Source organism: Streptomyces sp. NPDC050422, assembly GCF_044458665.1.
Lineage (GTDB): Bacteria > Actinomycetota > Actinomycetes > Streptomycetales > Streptomycetaceae > Streptomyces.
In genome coordinates, this window is the sequence record NZ_JBITIE010000046.1 from 1 (window position 1) to 20,454 (window position 20,454).

20 protein-coding genes, 2 tRNA genes and 4 pseudogenes are annotated in these 20,454 nt (G+C 68.8%); 9 read left to right on the forward strand and 17 right to left on the reverse strand.

Translation table 11 applies throughout. The features are described from left to right. Both ACIBJG_RS38195 and ACIBJG_RS38200 read right to left on the reverse strand, forming a co-directional pair. Positions 1-213: pseudogene (locus ACIBJG_RS38195) on the reverse strand (CopD family protein); the annotation flags it as partial. A gap of 72 nt (positions 214-285) precedes the next feature. After that, a pseudogene (locus ACIBJG_RS38200) lies at positions 286-417 on the reverse strand (terpene cyclase); the annotation flags it as partial. 209 nt (positions 418-626) lie between these two features. On the opposite strand from ACIBJG_RS38200, the gene ACIBJG_RS38205 reads away from it, so the two are divergent. The 3 genes from ACIBJG_RS38205 to ACIBJG_RS38215 are packed head-to-tail and all read left to right on the forward strand — an operon-like array spanning position 627 to position 2,787. Then, positions 627-956, forward strand: coding sequence for a nucleotide-binding domain containing protein (locus tag ACIBJG_RS38205; protein ID WP_399314910.1), 330 nt, complete (start codon positions 627-629; stop codon positions 954-956). Next, positions 953-2,005 (forward strand): 4-hydroxythreonine-4-phosphate dehydrogenase PdxA, encoded by a 1,053-nt coding sequence (gene pdxA, locus ACIBJG_RS38210; protein WP_399314876.1) that lies wholly within the window; start codon positions 953-955, stop codon positions 2,003-2,005. The genes ACIBJG_RS38205 and pdxA overlap by 4 nt, the downstream gene beginning before the upstream one ends. Then, the gene (locus ACIBJG_RS38215; RefSeq protein ID WP_399314877.1) at positions 2,002-2,787 is read left to right on the forward strand and encodes a DeoR/GlpR family DNA-binding transcription regulator; all 786 of its coding nucleotides are present in this window, start codon (positions 2,002-2,004) and stop codon (positions 2,785-2,787) included. The genes pdxA and ACIBJG_RS38215 overlap by 4 nt, the downstream gene beginning before the upstream one ends. A 474-nt stretch (positions 2,788-3,261) precedes the next feature. On the opposite strand, the gene ACIBJG_RS38220 is transcribed toward ACIBJG_RS38215, so the two are convergent. After that, positions 3,262-3,405: a hypothetical protein gene (locus ACIBJG_RS38220; protein ID WP_399314878.1), complete on the reverse strand. Its 144-nt coding sequence runs from the start codon at positions 3,403-3,405 to the stop codon at positions 3,262-3,264. A gap of 175 nt (positions 3,406-3,580) precedes the next feature. After that, positions 3,581-4,020 (reverse strand): annotated as a pseudogene (locus tag ACIBJG_RS38225) (IS5/IS1182 family transposase); the annotation flags it as partial. Positions 4,021-4,127: 107 nt separating this feature from the next. Between ACIBJG_RS38225 and ACIBJG_RS38230 the strand changes: the two are divergent. Continuing rightward, positions 4,128-4,703, forward strand: a complete 576-nt coding sequence (locus ACIBJG_RS38230) for a hypothetical protein (RefSeq protein ID WP_399314879.1) — start codon at positions 4,128-4,130, stop codon at positions 4,701-4,703. Between the two features lie 650 nt (positions 4,704-5,353). On the opposite strand, the gene ACIBJG_RS38235 is transcribed toward ACIBJG_RS38230, so the two are convergent. Together ACIBJG_RS38235 and ACIBJG_RS38240 are read right to left on the reverse strand one after the other, a co-directional pair. Further along, positions 5,354-5,482, reverse strand: a complete 129-nt coding sequence (locus tag ACIBJG_RS38235; protein WP_399314881.1) for a hypothetical protein — start codon at positions 5,480-5,482, stop codon at positions 5,354-5,356. A gap of 670 nt (positions 5,483-6,152) precedes the next feature. Next, positions 6,153-6,237 (reverse strand) — tRNA-OTHER (locus ACIBJG_RS38240). Between the two features lie 92 nt (positions 6,238-6,329). Between ACIBJG_RS38240 and ACIBJG_RS38245 the strand changes: the two genes are divergently transcribed. Continuing rightward, complete coding sequence (locus tag ACIBJG_RS38245) at positions 6,330-6,509, forward strand: hypothetical protein (protein WP_399314883.1); 180 nt, start codon at positions 6,330-6,332, stop codon at positions 6,507-6,509. A gap of 214 nt (positions 6,510-6,723) precedes the next feature. On the opposite strand, the pseudogene ACIBJG_RS38250 reads toward ACIBJG_RS38245, so the two are convergent. The 3 genes and pseudogenes from ACIBJG_RS38250 to ACIBJG_RS38260 form a co-directional block, all read right to left on the reverse strand. Further along, positions 6,724-6,849 (reverse strand): annotated as a pseudogene (locus ACIBJG_RS38250) (ATP-dependent DNA ligase); the annotation flags it as partial. 115 nt (positions 6,850-6,964) lie between these two features. Continuing rightward, on the reverse strand, positions 6,965-7,534 hold the full coding sequence (locus ACIBJG_RS38255) for a hypothetical protein (protein WP_399314885.1): 570 nt from the start codon (positions 7,532-7,534) through the stop codon (positions 6,965-6,967). 288 nt (positions 7,535-7,822) lie between these two features. Beyond that, entirely contained in the window at positions 7,823-9,112 is a 1,290-nt protein-coding gene (locus tag ACIBJG_RS38260; protein ID WP_399314887.1) for a helix-turn-helix domain-containing protein, read from the reverse strand. 362 nt (positions 9,113-9,474) lie between these two features. Here ACIBJG_RS38260 and ACIBJG_RS38265 point away from each other — a divergent pair, with 362 nt between their 5' ends. Continuing rightward, positions 9,475-10,221, forward strand: coding sequence for a hypothetical protein (locus ACIBJG_RS38265; protein ID WP_399314912.1), 747 nt, complete (start codon positions 9,475-9,477; stop codon positions 10,219-10,221). 361 nt (positions 10,222-10,582) lie between these two features. Here ACIBJG_RS38265 and ACIBJG_RS38270 read toward each other — a convergent pair whose 3' ends face one another. Continuing rightward, entirely contained in the window at positions 10,583-11,182 is a 600-nt protein-coding gene (locus ACIBJG_RS38270) for a TetR/AcrR family transcriptional regulator (RefSeq protein WP_399314889.1), read from the reverse strand. Between the two features lie 97 nt (positions 11,183-11,279). Here ACIBJG_RS38270 and ACIBJG_RS38275 point away from each other — a divergent pair, with 97 nt between their 5' ends. Then, positions 11,280-12,437 carry an epoxide hydrolase family protein gene (locus ACIBJG_RS38275; protein WP_399314891.1) on the forward strand — a complete coding sequence of 386 codons (1,158 nt, stop codon included), beginning with the start codon at positions 11,280-11,282 and terminating at the stop codon, positions 12,435-12,437. Between the two features lie 215 nt (positions 12,438-12,652). On the opposite strand, the gene ACIBJG_RS38280 is transcribed toward ACIBJG_RS38275, so the two are convergent. After that, a complete protein-coding gene (locus tag ACIBJG_RS38280) occupies positions 12,653-12,811 on the reverse strand; it encodes a hypothetical protein (protein ID WP_399314893.1) in 159 nt (52 codons plus the stop codon). 52 nt (positions 12,812-12,863) lie between these two features. Next, entirely contained in the window at positions 12,864-13,559 is a 696-nt protein-coding gene (locus ACIBJG_RS38285) for an alpha/beta hydrolase (RefSeq protein ID WP_399314894.1), read from the reverse strand. Between the two features lie 79 nt (positions 13,560-13,638). Here ACIBJG_RS38285 and ACIBJG_RS38290 point away from each other — a divergent pair, with 79 nt between their 5' ends. Then, entirely contained in the window at positions 13,639-14,259 is a 621-nt protein-coding gene (locus ACIBJG_RS38290; RefSeq protein WP_399314896.1) for a TetR/AcrR family transcriptional regulator, read from the forward strand. A gap of 17 nt (positions 14,260-14,276) precedes the next feature. On the opposite strand, the gene ACIBJG_RS38295 is transcribed toward ACIBJG_RS38290, so the two are convergent. The 3 genes from ACIBJG_RS38295 to ACIBJG_RS38305 are packed head-to-tail and all read right to left on the reverse strand — an operon-like array spanning position 14,277 to position 15,468. After that, positions 14,277-14,531 carry an integrase core domain-containing protein gene (locus ACIBJG_RS38295; RefSeq protein ID WP_399314897.1) on the reverse strand — a complete coding sequence of 85 codons (255 nt, stop codon included), beginning with the start codon at positions 14,529-14,531 and terminating at the stop codon, positions 14,277-14,279. Between the two features lie 59 nt (positions 14,532-14,590). After that, positions 14,591-15,151, reverse strand: coding sequence for an IS3 family transposase (locus ACIBJG_RS38300; protein ID WP_399314914.1), 561 nt, complete (start codon positions 15,149-15,151; stop codon positions 14,591-14,593). After that, positions 15,103-15,468, reverse strand: a complete 366-nt coding sequence (locus tag ACIBJG_RS38305; RefSeq protein ID WP_399314900.1) for a transposase — start codon at positions 15,466-15,468, stop codon at positions 15,103-15,105. Before ACIBJG_RS38305 ends, ACIBJG_RS38300 begins: the two co-directional genes overlap by 49 nt. A 339-nt stretch (positions 15,469-15,807) precedes the next feature. On the opposite strand from ACIBJG_RS38305, the gene ACIBJG_RS38310 reads away from it, so the two are divergent. Then, positions 15,808-16,308, forward strand: a complete 501-nt coding sequence (locus ACIBJG_RS38310; protein ID WP_399314901.1) for a S1 RNA-binding domain-containing protein — start codon at positions 15,808-15,810, stop codon at positions 16,306-16,308. Between the two features lie 1,370 nt (positions 16,309-17,678). Here ACIBJG_RS38310 and ACIBJG_RS38315 read toward each other — a convergent pair. Then, a complete protein-coding gene (locus ACIBJG_RS38315) occupies positions 17,679-19,979 on the reverse strand; it encodes a hypothetical protein (protein ID WP_399314903.1) in 2,301 nt (766 codons plus the stop codon). 3 nt (positions 19,980-19,982) lie between these two features. Continuing rightward, positions 19,983-20,054: transfer RNA gene (locus ACIBJG_RS38320), tRNA-Gln, on the reverse strand. Positions 20,055-20,454 lie beyond the last annotated feature (400 nt).

Below are 20,454 nucleotides of genomic sequence, written 5' to 3' on the forward strand. Positions count from 1 at the left end.
AGCGCGCTCACGACGGCCACCAGCAAGAGTTTGGCCAGCAGCGTGCGCCCGTACGCCGAGGTGAGGACGGTGTCCGACGGCAGCCGGCGCAGGGCGCTGCACGTGCCGGTCGCCGCCAGGGCCGCGTAGAGCCATACGGCGAGGCGGGCGTAGCGGCCGAGGAGGGCACGGGCCGCACCCGGTGCCGCCCCGCCACAGCCGCATGGTGCAAAGCCTCGTTCCGCGTCGACGGCAATTGTCCAGAACTCGCCGTCGTGAACGGGTGGTTCCGTGGCCTGCGTCCCGTCAGGCGGCGAAGTTGCGGGACATGGAGTCCTGTTCGTCGATCTCCATGAGGTCGGGGCGGGTGTAACGCTCGGCGCGGGCGTGGTAGTCGAAGTCGCCCCGGACGAGACCGCGGTAGTCGCGCACACATCGCCCTTTCTGCCGCTTCCCTGCTCGCCGACCCCCGGAGCGGCCGACCGGGCACACCCGACACCGAGTACCGCGCCCCCGGCGACGCCGTCGGCCACGTCCGCGCCCGCGCCCCGCACACGGGCCCCGGGTCCGCCCGACTGCCCGCCCCGGTCACGGTGTTCAGCATCGCCTCCGCAGGCACGGTCGATCCCTCTGCGGCGCCCCGCCTCGTGCACGGACTGTGCCGTGCCGTCGCCGCACAGCTGTCGCCGAACGCCGATCTCGTCCTCACCGGCGGCGAGACCGCCCGGACCCTCCTGGACGCGCTCGCGGTCACCTCGCTGCTTCCTGTCGGGCAGGTACACCACGGTGCGGTGCTCTGCCGCACCCCGCAAGGACGCGGTGTCGTCATCCGTCCGGGAAGCCACGGCGGCCAGGATTCCTTGGTGCGCATGGTCGAGGCACTGCTGCTCCCGGATCGGAACCGCCCGGCCCGCGCCGGAACAACGCCCCGAACTCGCGCAGGCACGAACACCCCATCCGATGGAGGACCGAGATGAACGCCCCCTTGCACAGCCCCGACCGCCCCCGGACGGCCACGCCTGCCGACGACCACCGCCCCGTGGTCGCAGTCACTATGGGGGACGGTGCGGGTGTCGGCCCCGAGGTCGTCATGACGGCGCTCGGCCACCCCGACGTCGTCCACGGCTGCCGGCCCCTGGTCATCGGTGACGCCCGCAGGCTTCGGGAGGCCGCCGCCCTCGTCGGCAGCGGCGACACCGTGGTCACTGTGTCCGGACCAGGGGACGCCGACTGGACTCCCGGCCGCGTCAACGTCGTCGACCTGAACCTGCTCCCCGCCGGCCTGCCATGGGGGCGGCTCGCCCCGCAGGCGGGTGAGGCCGCCTACCGCTATGTCGAGGAGGCCGCGCGGCTGGCGGTGCGCGGCGACGTCGACGCCATCTGCACGGCCCCCCTCAACAAGGAGGCCCTGCGGCTCGCCGGTCACGAGTACGCCGGACACACCGAACTGCTCGCGCGGCTGACGGGCGTGGACGAGGTGTCGATGATGCTGACCACCCCTGAGCTGAACGTCATCCATGTCACCACCCACCTCGGCCTCATCGACGCGGTGAACCGCATCGATCCGCCCCTGGTCGAGCGCACCGTCCGCCGCGGCCACCAGGCCCTGGTGCGGGCGGGGACCGCCGAGCCCGTCATCGGCGTCTGCGGCATCAACCCGCACGCGGGCGAGAACGGCCTCTTCGGCAACGGCGAGGAGGAGGCGAAGATCGCTCCCGCCCTCGCGGCCCTGCGCGCCGACGGCATTGACGCCCACGGTCCCCTTCCCGCGGACACGGCGTTCTTCCTGGCCGCCCGGGGGGACTACGATCTGATCGTGGCGATGTACCACGACCAGGGCCATGCCCCGGTCAAGGTCCTCGGCATCGAGAACGGCGTCAACGTCACCGTCGGACTCCCCGTCATCCGCACTTCCGTCGACCACGGCACCGCATTCGACATCGCCGGAACCGGCACCGCCCGGGGCGGCAGCATGGTCGAGGCGCTTCGCCAGGCGGTCGCCCTTGCCACCGAAAGGCACCGATGACCAGTGCGGAAGCCCGCACCAGGCGCGAAAGCATCGTGGAGCTGGCCCAGGACGCCGGCCCGACGGGAGTGGACGAGCTCAGTGTGCGCTTCGCGGTGAGCCCGTCCACGATCCGCCGCGACCTCGCCCGCCTAACCGCCGACGGACGCCTCGCCCGCACGTACGGCGGAGCCATGGCGCTGACCGTTTCCGCCGAGACGTCCCTGCAGCGGCGGACGGCCGAGGCGGCCGAGGCCAAGCGGGCCATCGCTGCGCTCGCGGTGACCCGCATCGCGCCGGGCGCCACGGTCCTGTTCGACGCCGGTTCCACGGTGGCCGCACTGGCCCGGGCCCTGCGCGGCGTAGCGGACGGGGTCACCGTCGCGACCCCCAGCCTGTCCGCGGTGTTCGAACTCGGCGGGGCCGAAGGCGTGCACCTCACCTGCCTGGGCGGCCACTACCGGCCGCTCAGCCACGCGTTCGTCGGCCCGCTCGCCGAAGCGGCGCTGGAACGCATGACGTTCGACGCGGTGTTCCTCGGCACTGACGGCGTCTCGCCCGCACTCGGGATCTGCGAGGCCGACGCGGCGCAGATCAGGCTCAAGGAACTGATGGCGCGCCGGTCGCACCGGGTGTACGTCCTCGCCCACGCGGCGAAGCTGGGAGCGGCCCCCTTCCACGCCTGGGCCCCCTGGCAGCCCGGCTGGACCCTCGTCACCGACACCTCGGCGGACCCGGCCCTGCTCGAAGCGCTGCACGCCCGCGACATCGAGGTGCTGCTCGCGCCACCGACATCTGATTGACCGGGCAACAGCGGCGCCAACGCCTGCCCGGCCGACCGGACGGGTCCGCCGACGGCGTGATCTTCCATCGAACGTAGCGCGCTTCGCCCCCCGGTGCGGCCGACCGGTGCGGATCTCCTCCTGGGCGGGGATCGCCTCGCTTCGCGCCCCGGCGTCGGCGGCGAACGCCGACATCAACCGCTCCCGGATACGCAACAGGTCAGCCCGGTACGTCTGGAGGTCGGGCGGGTAGGACGCGCCGGTGCGGAAGTGGTCACAGCCCACACAACGGAACCGGCCAGGGCAGCTCTGCCCGCCGGCCGCGAGTTCGAGGGCCCTGACAGAAACCGTAGGGAACCGCTGACTTCCCCGACCGCCCGCCGTGCGTGCTCGGAGTCCAGCAGCGACTGGGCCTTGCGCCACACGCGCGTGCCGTTACGGTCGCCTCGCCGGCACCCGGGCACGAGCGCAAGAGTCTGCCAAAGTCAGCTGAACTCAGGGCGACGAGACGTACGGTGTCGTCGTCGTGACCGGGTGCAGCCCGAGGCGGGCGAGGATCGGGGCGCTGTCGGCTGAGTCGTCGACGTAGACGTAGGGGACGTCGCAGGCGGCAGCGAGTCGGGCTCGGTGGGCGATCATGGCCCGGTAGATGCCCTGTCCGCGCCATTCCTCGAGAGTTGAGCCACCCCGGAGGCCACCGAAGTCGATGCCGTCCTTGAGCACCGGCCAGGCGGCGCGAACGACTTCAGTGCGTGCATCGGCGACGAGGACGATGATGGTCTCTGGGGCGTTCCCGATCCGGGCGGTCAGGTCGTCGGTGAGCCAGCGCCAGTCCTCGCCCCAGACGGTTGTGGGCGTTCAGCGCTCGCTCGGCTTTGTTGCGGGGCTTGTAGACGGTCTTGGCGAAGCTGGTCGGCCGCCTTGGCTGCCTCGGCGCCGGCGGTTGGCCGATTGGTCCTTCGACGCGGAGATAGTGTGCTGGATCTGTCGCCTTCGCAGGCAGCGGCGGCTTCGACAAGATGAGAACGCTTTGTCGCGCCAGGCCCGAGTGCATGGACGGCCGCCCTCCTGGCGGGGGATCCGGATACGTTCCAAGACCGGGATGAACTCTGGGGCGTCGCCCCACTGAGCTGGCGTGAGCAGGAACGCGAGGGGTTGCCGGTTTCCCTCACAGGCCAGGTGGACTTTATTGCAGGTCCTTCCACCGCGTGGGCGCCCTCGAACCTGGAGGCGATCGGGAGCTGAGCATGTCGGACGGGTGTGCTATTTCGTAGGGGGGCAACGGAAGGGGTGGTTCGGCGCGTGTAGGTACTATCTCTGCTACCCGCTCAACCCCCCCCACTTCGAGAGTCGAGGACGACATGTCCGCAAGCCTTGCAGTTCCGAGTGTCACGGCAGACTATGCGCAGCGGGTTGCTGACGATCTGTCTGCGAACCGGGGTGAGCAGGAGCGTGTGCGCTTCGAACTGGATCGGTTGCAGGACGAGCTCGTCCGTCTGGAGGAGAGTGAGCAGGTCCTGACGAAGATGCAGGACGTGCTCGGCGGCGCGCCCAAGCAGACGGCGAAGCAGGGCAAGAGCCGTAAGACGGCTGCGGTTCCCGCAGCCCGCCGCTCCAACGCCAAGGCAGCAGCAGGGAAGCCGGGTGCCGCCAGCGAGCGCAAAGCTCCCAAGAAGTCCGCCTCAACCAAGAAGTCGGGCGAGGCGACTTGGCTGGAGCTGACCACCGCCCACCTGGGCGGACAGGGCGAGCCCAGGTCTGCAGCCGAGGTCGCGGCGTCGCTGACCGAAGCACACCCTGAGCGCACGGTTCAGGTGACAGTAGTGCGCAACGCTCTGGAACAGGGAGTCGCGCAGGGTCTGCTGGAGCGATCCAAGCAAGGACGCTCGGTCTTCTACAGCCCGGCCTCCGCTGCTCCGTCCCCATCCGACTCCTGACGTTCTGCGCGGGTGGCGGTCCTGGGCGGGGGCGAAAGGAATTCGGCCGGAGGTGCCTGAAGCCGCGCGGAGGCGGGCAGGGGTGAACCTGTCCGGTGGGGTCCACTGCAGCGGCCGTCCTGCACGGACCGGCGGTGTACGACGGGATCCGGCTGGACACGGGGGCCGGGTGCCGGGGAACGGCGGCGCCGCCACTGCCACGCGTACGGTGCTGCCCGGAGCGGGCCCGCTCACCATGGCGCTCGACAGGGCATCCACCGCGTTCGATGCACTGGTGGGACAACGCGAAATCACGGTCCCCGCAGGGCTCCTGGCGCTGCTGCTCTCGTTGGTGCTCTGCGCCTCGCACGCAGCGCTTCCCGGCCACGGCAAGACGATCATGGCCGCGTACCTGGCAGGCCGCCGGGGCACTCCGCGAGACGCCGTCACCGTCGGTGCCATACCTGGACCGGCAGCGGGCGGGCGACCATCGATCCAAACCACACTCTGGCCGTCGAGGGCGACCACTACCTGACTGCCACGACGTCGGCCCAGCAACGCGCGCCTCGACAGCGAGCGGCGCACCGTCCACGCGAGGGCGTGACCACACACCAGCAAACGTCCTCGCCGCCCGACTGGACACGGTGGCACACCCCCTGCACGCGACAGCCCTAATCATCCAGGCCGTTACCGGAGCGAACATCGGCCAGCTCGCGCGCATCCGCGGCATCGACATCAACGAAACCGCGACCGCGGTCAAAGTCCACGACCACGCAGCCCACCGCCGATGCCGGCTCCATCCGCTCCCCACCTGGACACGCCGCCGGCATTCACGGACAGCCCAACGACCGTGCCCCGGACAGCCCGGCATTCCCTCTCATCACAGTTCAGGACAGCGAACAACTCCGCCTCACCGCAACAGGAATCCGCTACAACCAAAGCCCACACCGCCGAAAGCGACACCAGCCACACCCACCCCAACTGCCAGCACCCCACCACTGGCACCACAGCCTGACCAGCAACAACACACTCCATGCTGTACCGACCAGCAACCAACTGACCCGCATCATCACCAAGAACGCCAGCGCCGGATCGGCATCCGTGTCACCACTCATATCCCTGACCACAGCACGCTGAACAGCAGAAACCCGATAACTACCGCACTGACATCACGATGCCGAACCACCACCGACAAACCTGCAGATTGTCAGGCTGAGCAGCGATTCGGGTGACGCAGCACCGGACGGCGGGCATGAACGGTCGGTTGAAGGTGTTCGCGCTCCTGGAGGCGCAGGGAGTACCCGCGCCTCCAGGAGCGCGGCGGACGACCTGGTGGCCTCGCTGGAGTCCCGGGCGGTCGCCGGGGGCACAGAGCGAGGTGGTCGAACTGAACGGGCTAGCGCTGGCCTCAGGGCCCGCGGTTCGCGGACGGCTGGGACGAGGGCGTGACGGTCGTGAGCCGGGCAGGGTTGGCCAGCACCCGGATTCGAACCGGGGTTTCCGCATCGGGGCGAACCCGAGTGCGGTGTCCTGGGCCGCTAGACGACGCGTGGCCGTACATAGCGTATCCGCACTCCGGCCGGCAACGCCTCTCCTTTTGTAGGGGATGCTCCGCTCACACGCCCGCACAACACGGCGCGGCGGCGGATGCTGGAGGCGCTGGGCGAGGCCGGCGGTCTGTGCACGGCCCGGACCGCGGACGTCATCGTCTGCACGCTCGATGCCGGGCACTACGACGTGGACGACAAGCCGCCCTTCCCCGCAGTCGGCGCACCCCGGACGGCGCGCTTCCCGCTCGGCCTCACGCTGCTCGGCCTCGAGGCGTAGCTGCTCCTTGACCTCCCGTTCGCGGACCTTGAGCTCGGCCCGCCAGCGAACCTCGGCCGGCTCCAGCCAGGACCGGTGCGAGCTGTTCACGCCGCTGAGGATCGGGCCGAACTTACGGCCGGGACGGATCGGTGCCGCTCTGGGAGCGGGCACCGATCCGCCAGCCGATTCTCGCGACTCGAAGGGCGTGTCCACAGGGCACCGTCCGACGAGTTCACGCGATGTTGCCGGGGGCGAGATCAGGATGGAGCCGATGCCAGGAAGGATGGCAGACCCATTCTACGTACCAAACCTCGCCGACCAACCTGGGCAGAACCCACCGTGCTCCGCCCACCGCTGGCTGGCTCGGTCGATGACGAGGAGGTTCCCGCTGAAACAACTTCAGCTAGCGCAAGCCCGCGGGCATTCCGGCCCCGGACTCCTATCTCTCACCCACGGTGCCAAGTAGCGGCGTGCTAGAGGTGGTCGACGAACCACTTCGTGCAGCCCTTGCCTCCGCTTTTGGGGAAGATGCAGGCGCGTACGGCGTAGGAGGACTTGCCGCTGCTGGTCTGCAGGCGTACCGACGACGTCACCATGGCGTCATAGATGTTCGCGTCGGTCCAGCTCGCGGTGTGGCCGCAGCTTCCGTAGCCACCCAGTTTAGCCACGACGTATGGGGTCTTGGGGTGCTGCGGGTCACCGGTCATCTTCTTCGGCTTGTTGCTGCGTTGGACGACTACGCGGTCGCCCTTGGAGATGTCTTCCGCGTAGGCGCGAGCCTGTGTGTCTGTCCAGGCGTCGGTGTCGATGGAGGTGAAGCGGCCCTTGTAGGTGCGCTCCCCGCTGTTCAGGAAGACCGCCCAGCCGTTCGCAGGCTGGCAAAACGCCTTGGCCTCCTGGGCCGGCGACTTGGTGGTCAGGTGGGAGTGGGCGGCTTCGGCCTGGGGTGTTCCGGCGCTGGCGGTGCTTCCGGTGGCAGCCAGCGCGCTGCCCGCGAGGAGCAGCGCGCTGCAACCGAGGGCGGCCGTACGGTGCTTGATCATAGAGATCCCCCTGAATGGATTCGTCGATGTCGTCTCGTGACAGCACTTGTGCACAGGTTTCGAGAGCAGTTGGTGATCAGCCCAACCACGCGTCCTCTGTGATGTGTGTTTGCCGGATGGTGCGAGCGGCCGTCGGTCGGCAAGGCCGGTCAGCAGCTCCAACACGCCCGCACGGGTGTGATCGTTCTCCCGTGCACTGAATGGGCCGTTGCTAAGACGGTAGGAGATGCCGGGTTCCTGGCCAATGTGCATGGTGCTCAAGTCCATGTTGGGGACCGTGCACGGTGCTCAAGGGGCCAGGCCGGCGGTGATTCGGAGGGCGTGAACGAGGTCGTGAACACCGGTGCCGCTGGTCAGCAGGTCACGGCCGAGCAGGGCTTCGGCGGTGCGCAGGTGGGTTCGGACGGTGTTGCGGCTGATCCCGATCCGGCGGGCGGCTTCTTGGGCGTCGGCGTTCGCGTCGATCCACGCCTGCAGGGTACGGCGGTGGCGAGCCGACAGAGGGTGGAGAAGAGTCCGGGCCCAGGCGCTCGCCGGGGCGGTACACAACAGGTCGTCCAGGGTGGGGAACGCGTGCTGCGTCTCGGGTTCAGGATCGGCGCCTGTACTGGTGAGGGCGAGGGCCAAGTTGAGTGCGGCGCGGGAACGGACGTCGTCAAGGTCGAGGCCGAGGGCCTGCCCGGCACGTCGGAGGTGGGCGGTGATCGTGTTGCGGCTGAGGTTGATGAGGCGGGCCACAGCGGACCTAGGCATGGCCATCGACAGGTGGGTGATGTCCGTGGTCGTCTTTGGGAGGGCGTTCAGCGGATCGAGAAATGTCTGGGACCAGGCGAGGGCCGGTCGGCGAGGCAGGAGGCCCGCCAGCGGACTCTGGCCGTCGTACGGGGCGATGCGGCCGGGAGCGCTGCGGGCGACGGCCAGGGCGTGCGTGGACTGGCTGTACGCCTCGGCCGTGGCCCTAAGCGGGTGGGGGCCGCTGATGCCCAGGGCGTAGCGGGGGTTGTCGCGTACCAGGCGACGCAAGGCCGCGCTCCTGCCCCGTGCCCGGTGACCGGAGCCGTCGTTGTCTTCGTTGTCGGCAACAAGGCAGATCAGGTGTTCCTGGAACGCGGGGCACTGCACGATGAGGTCCTGGCCGTGGTAGCCGTCCGGGTCCTGGTAGGCCCGCGCGATGGGCTCGCGGTCGGCCGGGGGACAGCGCAGCAGGTGGACCCGGATCCGGTCGGCGTCCAGCAGCGGGGGAACAGCGCCGGTTGTCATGCGGCGGGCCAGCATCGGCTCGCCCGCCATCAGCGCGGAGAATACGGCGAAGCGCAACTGCCGCGCCTTGTGCTGGTAGCCGCGCAACGTCCAGTCGGCGTCCCAGGCACGGCGCAGGAGTGTCAGGAGGCTGCCAGTGTGCGAGATCAGGGCCACCACCTCCGGATTCGGCACCGAACGGCCTGCCGCCACGAGCACCGGGCGCGGACCCGGCGCGCCGAGGGCCTCGCAGTGCACGTACACATCTTCTACCCAGGTGGCCGCCGCGGCCGTCCCGCCACCGGACAACTGCCCCAGCAGCACAGCCAGCGGGCCCATAACCATGTCCCGCGGAAAGCCTGCAGTGGACGACTCCACCACACCCGAGGCATCCACCAATGCGATGTCCACACCGGTCTGCCGACACACCCGGCCGAGGACCCTTCGTACGTCCGGCTCCGCACCGCTCCAGGCCTGACGCCTCATCTCCCGCACTAACCCATCCAGTTGTGCGGCCTGCCACTGCGCCCCCGTGTCCCTCATGAGCCTTTACCTCCTGTGTGGAAGTTGCGCCGTATGTTCCCACCATGACACGCAGTCAGTTCTCGTAGGTCAGAGTCGGACACCACCTGCGACGGCACCCGACCGGAGGGTCGCTCGCCAGGCCTCGACGAAGAGGAAAGGGGAGGAAACCAGCGCCCCTGGACGACGACGCCCGCCGCGCCCCGATCGCCATGGCCGACGGCGACGGCCGCTACCTCCTCAACATCGCCGAACAGCTCCAGGCCCTCCCGGACCCCGGCGCCCTCCTGGACACCGCCGCGCTCGCCCACCACATCCAGCAGCGCGCCCCGCTGTACGACAAGGCGCAGGAAGGCCACTACAACCTGATCTCCGCGCTCCACAAGTCGATGCGCGGCTCCGACCCGGACGCGTCCCTGTACTGGCTCGCCCGCATGCTCGACGGCGGCGAGGACCCCCTGTTCGTGGCCCGCCGCCTGGTCCGCTTCGGAGTCGAAGACATCGGCATCGCCGACCCGCACGCCGTCCAGCAGGCCCTCGCCGCCTGGGACGTGTACGAGCGACTCGGTTCCCCCGAGGGCGAGTTGGCGATCGCCCAGGCCGTCGTCTACCTCGCTACCGCACCCAAGTCCATCGCCGTCTACCGCGGCCTCGACGCCGCACACCGTGCTGCCCGCCGCACCGGCTCACTCATGCCACCGGCCCACATCCTCAACGCCCCGACCCGGCTGATGAAGGACCTCGGCCACGGCAAGGACTACCAGTACGACCCCGACACCACCGACGGCTTCTCCGGCGCCGACTACTTCCCCGACGACATGGACCACGAGACGTACTACCAGCCCACCCGCAACGGCTACGAAGCCCAGATCACCGAACGCCTGCGCCACTGGGCCGACTTGCGCGCTCGAAGGCGCAGCGGCTGACGTGGTGTATGGGCGGCGCCCAGAGTCAGCGCACGGCAGATGTCGTGCACCATCCGCATCCAGCATTCGCTCCGACACGATGATCCAGGCCATCGACCGCCGTGTTGACATCCAATCCAGTCGACGCAGGCCAGCGCGCTGCGCGCGACTGACTTCGCTGTCGAAGGACACGGGCGAATCGACGACAGCGGTGCGAGGTCCTCGGGGGAGCCTAAGGATCCATGGGGCCCGGGGTGAGCATGCGGGTGCGGCCCGTTGACATCGTCGCGATCGCACTGTTCTCACCGGATTCTTGGCGGGGTGCGGTGACGATGTTGTGTCCGGAGCAGGGTGATCCGCGGCTCCGCTCGCATGCTGCGGGTCAGGGCTTGTCGCCCACGAGAGCGATTGCGCGCGTCCCGGGAACTCCCAGCATCAGCAGGCTCGTGATCGTCGCTGCTCGATCGCCGAGGGTCTCGTTCGACAGGTCGCTGTCCGCGATGGCGAACACGACGCCGTAGGCAACCTGGCTCAGAATGCCTGCCGGCAGGTGCTGTGCGAACACGTCGCTGTCCTGGCCCCGTTTCACAAGGTCGGCGAGGAGCTCATCGACTGGCCCGAGCAGGCCGTGGATCGCCTCGCCGTACTCGCCACGGCGCAGCGCCAACAGCACTCGGTACCGGTGTGCCACCGGCCAGACGCGGGCGATGAATTCGACCCACGTCGCGTCCGCTTCTGCGTCGGAGGCGTTGACTTCGGTGAGCACGGCTGTCATCTCGGTGACGGCCCGTTTCGTGAGTGTCCGAACCAGGTCGAGGCGCGAGGGGAAATGGCCATAGACCGTGCGACGGACGACGCCGGCAGCGGAGGCGATGTCGCCCATTCCCGCGTCGGGGTTCTCTCCCAGCACATCGAGGGCGACGTTGAGGATGCGATCGCGTGTCTCGTTCATCGAGCGCGCACGGGAGGACTCGGTAGGCACAAAGCCATTATTGCACGCCGCTGTGCAGCGAAGTAGGCTGCACAGCAGTGTGCAACGGAGGGTTGCGCCGTACTTCGACACCGAAGGGAAGAAGGCCATGACCGCACCGACAACCTCGGCCCTCGTCCGCCCGTTCACCATCTCGATCCCGGATGCGGAGATCGACGACCTGAAGCAGCGACTGGCCAGAACCCGATGGCCGGACCCGGAGACGGTGGGCGACTGGTCGCAAGGGGCCCGCGTGGACAACGTCAGGTCTCTGGTCGAGTACTGGGAGTGCGGCTACGACTGGCGGCGCTTCGAGTCCGACCTCAATCGCCTCCCCCAGTTCCTGACCGAGATCGACGGGCTGGACATCCACTTCATCCACGTCAGGTCCAAGAATCCCGACGCCATGCCGCTGATCCTCACGCACGGATGGCCGGGCTCGATCGTCGAGTTCCTGAAGCTGGTCGGCCCGCTCACCGATCCGGTCTCGTTCGGAGGAGACGCCGCCGATTCATTCGACGTCGTCGTCCCGTCGCTCCCCGGGTTCGGGTTCTCCCAGAAGCCCAAGGAGACCGGGTGGAACGTGGCGCGCATCGCAAGCGCGTGGGTGGAGCTGATGAAGCGACTCGGCTACACGAGATGGGCCGCGCAGGGCGGCGACTGGGGTGCTGTCGTCACCACCGCCCTCGGGGCCATGCAGCCCGAGGGGCTGCTCGGAATCCATCTGAACACCCAGTACGCCTTTCCCGCGCAGATACCCGACACCCTGTCGCCCGAACAGCGCCACGCGGTGGAGACCCTCACCCTGTACACCGACGGTCTCGGCGGGTCGAACCACCTCCAGCGCACGAAGCCGGAGACCGTCGGATTCGCCCTGGCGGACTCTCCGGCCGGCCAGGCAGCTTGGATCTACGAGAAGTTCCAGTCCAAGACCGACAACCAAGGGCTCGCCGAGGACACCCTCAGCATGGACGACATGCTCGACGCGATATCCCTCTACTGGTTCACCAACAGCGCGGCGTCGTCCGGCCGCATCTACTGGGAGAACAGTTCGGGCACGCTCGCCGGCCCGAAGTTGGCGCTTCCGGTCGCGGTGACCGTCTTCCCGAAGGACATCCCGCTCCTGCCGCGAAGCTGGATCGAAGACACCTACAGCAATTTGATCCACTACGGCGAGGCCGACAAGGGCGGGCACTTCGCGGCCTTGGAACAGCCCGAGATCCTGGTCAGCGAAATCAGCACCGGCCTGCGCCGCCTTCGTTCCTGACGCCAACGCGCGAGCTCAGGAGCGCACGCGTATCGAGCGGGGAGGGCCGGGCGATGTCCCCGTCCGGGATCTCGTGGCCCTCGACACGGAGCTGGGCGACGGCGGCGTCGATGTACCGGGTGGTCCACAGCATATCCGGGGCAAACGGGGGGCCTTGGGCCAAGGCCCGGGCCCAAGTCGTCCTGTGCCCCAGTGCCATTCGATCGCATTGAGCCCTATCCGGCCTTCTCTGCACCAGTCAAGTTGTCGGCCCTCTCGGGGTCTCCGTAGTGCTCGCCGAAAATCGGGCGGATACGGTTGAGTAGCAGGCCGTCGACGTCCTGCCCGTTGTAGGCCAGGTAGGCCCTCGACAGCAGTTCTTCCTCGGCGCTCACGACGGTCTCCTGGCCTTCGGATCGCGCCGGCCTGGCTCGTCCGCGGCTGCCGTCACAGGCTCAGCAGCAGGTCCCGGACCGGGGCGGGCTGGGACAGGAACGGGTGGTGGCCGGCGTCGAGTTCGACGACGCTGCCGGCCCGGCGGGCGAACTCGCGCTGCAGCCGCGGCGGGGTGCCCCGGTCTTGGGCGCAGATGAGGTACGTAGAGGGCAACTGCTGCCATGCGGCCGCCCCGACCGGCTGCCCGGTCACCTGCACGCTCTGCCGGGCGAGGTGGGCCGCCGCCTGCGCCTGGACCTCGGGGTCGCAGTCCTGCAGGAATGTATCCACGAGCAGCTCGGGGCGGACCCCGAATGTGCCGGCGTCGGGGTCGACGTCGAGAAACGGGGCGGGGCTGCCGTCCCCGAACTCCGACAGGCTCTGCCCGACCTCGGGCAGGTAGCTGGAGACCAGCAGCAGGTGGCGTACTGACCCGATTCCCGCGGCGGCTTCAGCGGTGATGATGCCGCCGTAGCTGTGGGCGACCACGATGGTCGGCTCGTCGCTGTCCTGCAGCACCTGCCGCACCGCGGCAACATCCTCGGGCAGCCCCGGACCGCCGACGCCGCCGGGCAGGCCCGCCTCGCTGCAGCTCGGCAGCGCCGGGGCCACGCTCGGCACCCCTCGCTCCTGCAGCAGCTCGGCGGTGCGGTGCCACCACCACGAGCCGTCCCGCACGCACGCCCCATGCACGAACACGACCCTCATCGCTACCTTCACGTCTGCCTTGACTGCCTGCCCCCTGCCGACGATAGACGTAGTAGCCGTTACGTGAAAAAGTAGGGCGGTGGGTAGACGACCGCAACCGCATATCAAGGAGAGGCTGCTCGATGCCTGCGCTGATCACGCCCTCGCGCACGGCCTCCCCGACCGGCTCGAGCCGCTGGCCACCGCCACCGGCACCTCAGCCCGCATGCTGATTTATCACTTCGGCACCCGCGACGCGCTGCTGCGGGCCGTCCTCGGGCACGCGCGGCAACGTCAGCTCGACACATTCGGCGACCTCCTGCGGGTGCGACCCGACGAGCCGTACACGGCCACCCTGAACCGCGCCTGGACCTCCATCACCGGCCCGGACGGGCAGCCGTACCTGCGGATGTTCGGTCAGCTGCGCGAGAGTGCGGAGCAGCAGTTGTGGCCCAACTTCCGGCGCACCGCGACGACCGACTGGCTCGGGCCGCTCGAGGACGGCCTGCGCAGCATCGGTCGGCCGGATCTCGCGACGCTCGTTCTCGCTGTCATCCGTGGTCTCCTCATGGACCTCGACGCCACCGGCGACACCACCCGCACCGACCGGGCCTTCCGCGACTTCCTCGGCGCAGTCGAGCACCTGTCCAGGGGCTACCGCTCAGGCGCGGTTCTCCTCGTCCCAGATGGTGTCCCGCCGGGCGTTGAAGCTTCCCCGTGATCTTGGACACGTCCGTGTTACGCCGCGAGGGTCTGGTCTTGTTGGTAGCGCAGGCGTGTCTCGTGGGGCGTGAGGTAGCCCCAGTTGATGTGTTTGCGTAGTCTGCGGCGGTTGTAAAAGGTCTCGATGAACGTGAGGATCTCGGCTCGGGCGGTGGCCCGGTCGGGCCAGAAGCGGGTGCCGATCTCCTCCTTGAGGACGGCCCAGAAGCTCTCGGCCGCTGCATTGTCGTAACAGATCCCGGTCCGGCCTATGCTCTGCCGACCGTTCAACTCTTTTATGTTTGCCCGCAGTTGAGTCGACGTGTATTCCGATCCGCGATCCGAGTGGATCACGCAGTGGGCTGCAAGCGGCCGAGGTTCGCGGCCATGTCGAGGGCATCGACGATGAGTTCGGCCCGGTGGTGGTCGGCCATCGAGTAGCCGATGATCTCGCGGGTGGCGAGGTCGAGCCACGCGGCGAGGTAGAGCCAGCCCTCGGCGGTAGGGATGTAGGTGATATCTCCGACGATTTTTGTGCCGGGGCGGTCGGCATGAAAATCGTGGCCGACCAGGTCGGGGGCCGGCGCGGCCTTCGTGTCCTGTTTGGTCAGACTGTGGCGCCCGGTGCGCCGGGTGTGGCCGGCGATCCCGTGCTCGCGCATGACCCGTTCGACGCGTTTGCGGTTGACCGGTCGGCCCTGGCGCCGCAGTTCGGCCGTGACGCGGGGCACGCCATAAGTGCCCCGCGAAGCGATGTGGACCACGGTGATCTCGTGGGCCAACTCCTCATCTGCCCGGCGTCTGACCTCGCGGGCTTCGGCCCCGGCGACCCAGGCGTAGTACGTGGAGCGGGCGGTCTTCATCACACGGCACAGCAGAACGATGGTGTAGTGCGCCTTCTCCGCGTGGATGAACCGGCATAACGCGCTCGCCGATCGCTCTCCTTCACGAAGAAGGCTGTCGCTTTTTTTAGGATCTCAATCGTTTTCGCCTGTTTCGCGGTGAGCTTCCGGAGCCGCTTCAACTCCTCGTCCCGGCCGTCCGCGTCCCGCTCGGCCACTGGTGCGGCCTCGGCGGCCCGGGCCTTCTTCACCCATCCACGCAGACTCTCCGAGCTGATCCCGAGTTCGCGGGCGACGTCGGTCACCGTCCGCCCGGACGACCGCACGAGCTCGATCGCATCGCGCTTGTATTCATCGGAGTACCGGTTCGAGTAGTTGCTTCCCACCTGGCTCTACTTCCTCTGGAACCTCAGGTCCCAGTCTCCAGGTGTCCGTGATCAAGGGGAAGCTTCAGGGAACGCCTTCACCTGCTCGTGCAGCAGTAACCGGGCGGGGGATTCCACGGGGAGCGTGTCGCCGAACCGGACATGGGACGTGCAGGCGTGCCGAATCCTCAGATCACTGCGGGCCCGGGCCACCGCGTTGCGTTGGTTCCACTGGAACGAGCTGATCGCCACCCTCTTCTCGCGGCAGTGCTGCCCGACGGGGACGGGGTCCTTCGGGCACGCTGGCGCACTAATCGCAGCCGGGCCGAGGAGCGGCGGACATTCCTTGGCTCGCTGCGCGTGGGCGAGGCCGTCACCGGTGTTGTCGCGACGGGTCTCCATGACGTCGGGGTGTACGTGCACCTCGATGACGATCTGGGCCGTTTCCTCGGCTTCCTCCGCGTTCCCGAGATGTCCTGGACCAGTTTCGACTCGGTGGACGACATTGCCCCGGTCGGTCGGGAAGTCCGTGCCGCGATCATCGGCGTCGACTTCGCGAGGGAGCAGGTCAGCCTGTCCATGAAGGCGCTTCAGCCTGATCCCTGGCAGCAGTATGCCGATACCCGCGAGTGCGGGGACACGGTCTCGGGGACGGTGAACAAGCTGGTGCCGTTCGGTGCGTTCGTCCAGGTGGAGGAGGGCATCGAGGGCCTTGTCCACGTGAGCGAGTTGGCCGAACACGACGTCGAATACCCGCAGGAGGTCCTCGCGGCCGGCGACCAGGTCCGCGTAGCCATTCTTGACATGGACCGCCAGCGTCGCCACATCCTCCTCTCGCTCAAACGCGCCCAACCGCAATGAGGGCAACGGTGCTGCATGAGCCCTCAACCATCACGCCCAGGTGTGCTTCGCCTCTCCGTTGCGCTGGCCCACAGCACACGCTGAGGAGAGCCGTCGGCACGCCCACTGGGGGCGTTCGGCGGTTCGCGACAGAGGCTCTGGACTGAGGGGCTGGAGCCGGGTGAGGCGCCGCTGCCGTGCCGTTGCGCTGTCATCGGCGGAAGAGGTCGTGGACCCCGCTCCACATTCCGTACTCGCCGGGGATGTCCCACCATGGAACACCGGTACGGACCCGGAACCGTGTGCCGTCTATACGGGAGGGGCTGGCGGCAATCCCGTTTGTCCACGGAGGGCACGCTGGGGGTCGCCTACCCGGATGGCGACGGCCGGCTTCTGGAAGGTGTTCTGTCGGACGGGTCCACTGGGCCCACCGCCCGTCCGGAGTGCCGACCGATGAGAAGATTGGCGGTGTTCGTCCTCATCGACGATGGATTCGTCATTTCCTGGGTCAGTGCTTCCCGCCTGGTCCGTGGGGAACGAAGGCGGCCCACGCCTGTGGCGGAGCCTCGTGTAGCCCAGTACGCGCGAGAGGGCAAGTGCCTCTGGTCCCCACCGATCGTGCTCGGTGCGGTGTCGTTCCCGGGTGTGGTGGAGATGGGAGACCGCACCGGATGGGAGATCCGGGGGCGTAGACCTTGGATCCCGGAGAAGAACGGAGTCGGCCACTGGGAGCCGCTGCTCGTATCGGCCGACCGGATCGTGGTCAGTTTCACGGACACACGGGGCGGCATCGGGGGACGTACTTCCTTCACCTGGGCACCGGCGAGACCGTGTCGGCCACCTCTCCCGCTCCCACGGGCCGAAGGGCGATAGCGGGACCTGGCCAGCTCCTGATCGGACCCCAGGGCTACGGTGGGTTCACGACCAGCCGCTTCGGCTGCGACGGCACCGAAGCCGCGTGCTGGGCCGGCCAAGGCGCTCGTGTTCAACACCTGCCTGCGCGCACTCGAACCGGCGAAGACGTCCGACGGGTCACCTTGCCCGCCCGCCCCACTGCGCGGGCCTGTGCCGCCTGCAGTGCCTCGTGTAGTTGCGGGGTGCTGGTGAGGGTGCGACGTGCGTTGCCCGGCCAGTAGGGGGCCAGCGGTGACTGACGGGGTGTGTGGGGAAAACGACGACGTGGTTCGTCTGTCCCAGGGCCTGGGACTGGAGAACGTCCCAGGCCCTGGGTGCTGCCGACCGGGACGAAGGGCTCGGCCAGGACAGTGAACAGCCCGTCAACTCCGGCACTGCCATCCCTTCGGGACAGGGCGGTGCGCAGTCGGTGGATCGGAACCCGAACGGCCAGCGGGCTACAGCGCGTGTGAGGCGGTCATGCTCGGTGTTTGCCTTCACTGCATCCAGTGTCCGTTGGTGCTCCATCCAGTAAAGCGCCGGGCACGTCCGTCGTCCGCTGTTCCGTCGCTGTCGAAGATGCCGCCCTCGATGACCAGCGCCAGGCCTGTCAGGGCGGGGGCAAGCCGGGTTGCGACATGGGTGGGATGGCGTGCAGCCTCGTCATTCAGGCCTGCGATGACCCGCCGCTGCTGCTGTGGCGGGCACAGGGACAGGTGGAACATCATCTGGCGCCACGCGTACGCAGCGTCCTTGATCGTGCCCAGCGGCCGTGGGCTGTAGTGCACACGGGAGGTCTGCCGGCACGCGGTCACGAAGCAGCGGCGTGCCAGGTCGGCCCACCCCGGCCGGGGGGCGATACCCACCCGGCTCACCAGCGTGGCCAGATTGTGCGTGGTGAGGATCTGTGCCTGCTCGATCACCGCACCGTTCGCGGCCACCGACCAGGACCGCGGCGCCGGCCCGGCTCGATGAGCGCACAGCTGCGCGAAACCGGGGGAGGTGCGGGGGCCGTACGAACGGGTCAGGGCCTCGCCGGTCTCGATGATCGCCAGATTGCGGATCGCTGCGTAGTCGATGCCGTAGTAACGCTCGTACAGCGTGCCGCCGAGCAGTCCGCCCGCGACCCGAGCGGCCTTGAGGAACTTCGGGCTGAACGTGCCCATGAAGATATCGGCAGCCAGTTCCTCCACGAACGGGGCCCCAAGGTCGCACTGTCGGTCAAGCACACCGAATTCGCGGACCAGCGGGTTGGGCAGGATGGTACCCGGGAAGGCCTGTACGGCCAGCTCGCCGAGCTGCCGAAGCACGGAGAGCGCACCTTCGCCGTCCGACGCGCCCGGTAGTGCAGAGCGCGGCCCCGACACAGCCCGTACCCAGGGCAGTTCCTCGACACGCACCTGCCGCTCCAGATTGAGCAGGAGCAATGAGCGGCGGTTGCGAAACGCCCGGTAGTTCGCGGCCATCACACTTCGCAGCGTCTTGTCGCCATACACGTGTGAGGTGGTGGCGGCGACCAACTGCGGCACCAGCTCGGCCATGACCTCGGCAGACGGGACGACGCCCTTCTCCACCAGCGTGCCGAGCGGGGCCGACAGCGCGGACTCGACCACCCCGCTGATCGCGGCCGGTACGACGGCTCCCGCGGGTAGGCCGGTTTCCTGGCTTTCCTCCTTGCTCACCGGGACCAGGAGCGGGGCGACACGGGTGATGCCCGTCTCCAGCGGGAGCACGGCGAGCCGACGCAGCATGAGCTGGGCCAGGGCGTGATGGGAAGGAAGCGCCGCCTGCTCGGCCTGGCACCGGCGCAAGGCCATGTGCGCGGCCGAGCCGGGCAGACCGCGTCGCCGCACCATGGACTGCACCGCGTGCCGCAGCAGACCGAGCCGGCGCGCCTCGAGCGGCCGCCCGGCGACGACCTCCTCCAGCGCCCCGCGCAGAATGCCCAGGTTCTCCTTGGTGTCGCGATGCTTGGTGCACAGGGTGTGTTCCGCGGCGAGCAGCCGGTAGCGGCCGAGCAGAACCTCCCCGTGCGCCAGCCAGCCGGCGTCCGGGGCAAGCTCAAGAACTTGGCCGCCCCGCGCCGTCCGCAGCCAGTGGACGAGCAACTCGTCCCCGAACGGCTGCCACACGGCGAGCGCCTCGCGTTGGGTTTCGACGGCCGCGTTGGGCCGCCTCCGTATCAGGGTGTCGACAGCATCGGAGACGGTGTGCCGGTGGACGGCCTCGGCGGTGTCCGGTGCGGGTCCGTCGGCCGGGCGGGGCAGGAACCGCAGCCGGTCGGCGAACGGTTCCAGCTCCGCCACGAGGTCGAGCGCCGCGCTGGTCTGACCGTGGCGCACCAGCCAGGCCATGGTGAGCAGCGCGGCCTCCTCGGGCACACCGATCTCGTAGCTGCTGCTGTCCAACCGGTCCCACAACCACGCGAGTCCGGGCTCGGTGAGGCAGTAGGCGAAGAGCGCACGCCGCTCAGCGGGCACCCCGAAACCCCGGGCGGCCTCGGTCTCGTGGGTCTGGAGCGGGCCACCCGCGCTCGCGGTCCCCGTGGCGAAGCCGCCTCGCATCACCTCAGGAGTGACCCACGGCGGGAGCCCGACCACGGGCGTACGCGAACCGACCGACAGCCGGCCTGCGGCCATCGCTGCCAGAACTTCCCGCCATCGCTGCCCACGCACCTCGGCACGAGACCGGGTTCCGGCATCCGCATGGGTCAACGCGGTCACGAAGGCCTTGGCCAGCTGGCCCTCCGGAAAGGACCGGGCCACAATCAGAGGCTGCTGCTCAGCGTTGTCATTCATAAGCCGACGTGGCAGGTTCCGCCCCTGCACCCTCCGGGTCCAGAGCCCGGTGCTCTACTGCTGAGCTACACGCCGATGACGGCAGACGTTAGACGGCGGAGTGATCACCCCACAACCGACTTTCCCCTGCGCCCGCACGTCATGAGCACACCGGGGGAGGATGCCGACGCCGCCCCTGAAGGTCCTGTGCCCCCGCTCACGATGCCGACAGTCGCGCAGTGAGCAGGTGAATGCCGTGTCCTGGAACCGATGGAATGATGGTGAAGCCGGTCAAGTGCCCAGCGGATGGCAGACGTTGCGCGTGTCGTCGTCACGGTGCGCTGCACGGGGGGTTCTGAGTGCAGGGCTCTTCGGCGACTAGGAACAGTCTGCGCTGAGCAGGCAGGGCCATTCGTTCACCGCGTGGTCGCAGGAGCGGTGGGGCCCCCCGGGGGGGCCCCCCGCCCGGGGCCCCCCGGGGGGGCAGACCCCCTGT

Coding starts and splice junctions, on each gene's coding strand:
- ACIBJG_RS38245 (WP_399314883.1), top strand. CDS start 6,330: ATGCTGGAGGCGCTGGGCGAGGCCGGCGGTCTGTGCACGGCCCGGACC.
- ACIBJG_RS38275 (WP_399314891.1), top strand. CDS start 11,280: ATGACCGCACCGACAACCTCGGCCCTCGTCCGCCCGTTCACCATCTCG.
- ACIBJG_RS38315 (WP_399314903.1), bottom strand. CDS start 19,979: ATGAATGACAACGCTGAGCAGCAGCCTCTGATTGTGGCCCGGTCCTTT.
- ACIBJG_RS38285 (WP_399314894.1), bottom strand. CDS start 13,559: ATGAGGGTCGTGTTCGTGCATGGGGCGTGCGTGCGGGACGGCTCGTGG.
- ACIBJG_RS38255 (WP_399314885.1), bottom strand. CDS start 7,534: ATGATCAAGCACCGTACGGCCGCCCTCGGTTGCAGCGCGCTGCTCCTC.
- ACIBJG_RS38230 (WP_399314879.1), top strand. CDS start 4,128: ATGTCCGCAAGCCTTGCAGTTCCGAGTGTCACGGCAGACTATGCGCAG.
- ACIBJG_RS38235 (WP_399314881.1), bottom strand. CDS start 5,482: ATGGAGCCGGCATCGGCGGTGGGCTGCGTGGTCGTGGACTTTGACCGC.
- pdxA (WP_399314876.1), top strand. CDS start 953: ATGAACGCCCCCTTGCACAGCCCCGACCGCCCCCGGACGGCCACGCCT.
- ACIBJG_RS38260 (WP_399314887.1), bottom strand. CDS start 9,112: ATGGGCCCGCTGGCTGTGCTGCTGGGGCAGTTGTCCGGTGGCGGGACG.
- ACIBJG_RS38220 (WP_399314878.1), bottom strand. CDS start 3,405: ATGATCGCCCACCGAGCCCGACTCGCTGCCGCCTGCGACGTCCCCTAC.
- ACIBJG_RS38215 (WP_399314877.1), top strand. CDS start 2,002: ATGACCAGTGCGGAAGCCCGCACCAGGCGCGAAAGCATCGTGGAGCTG.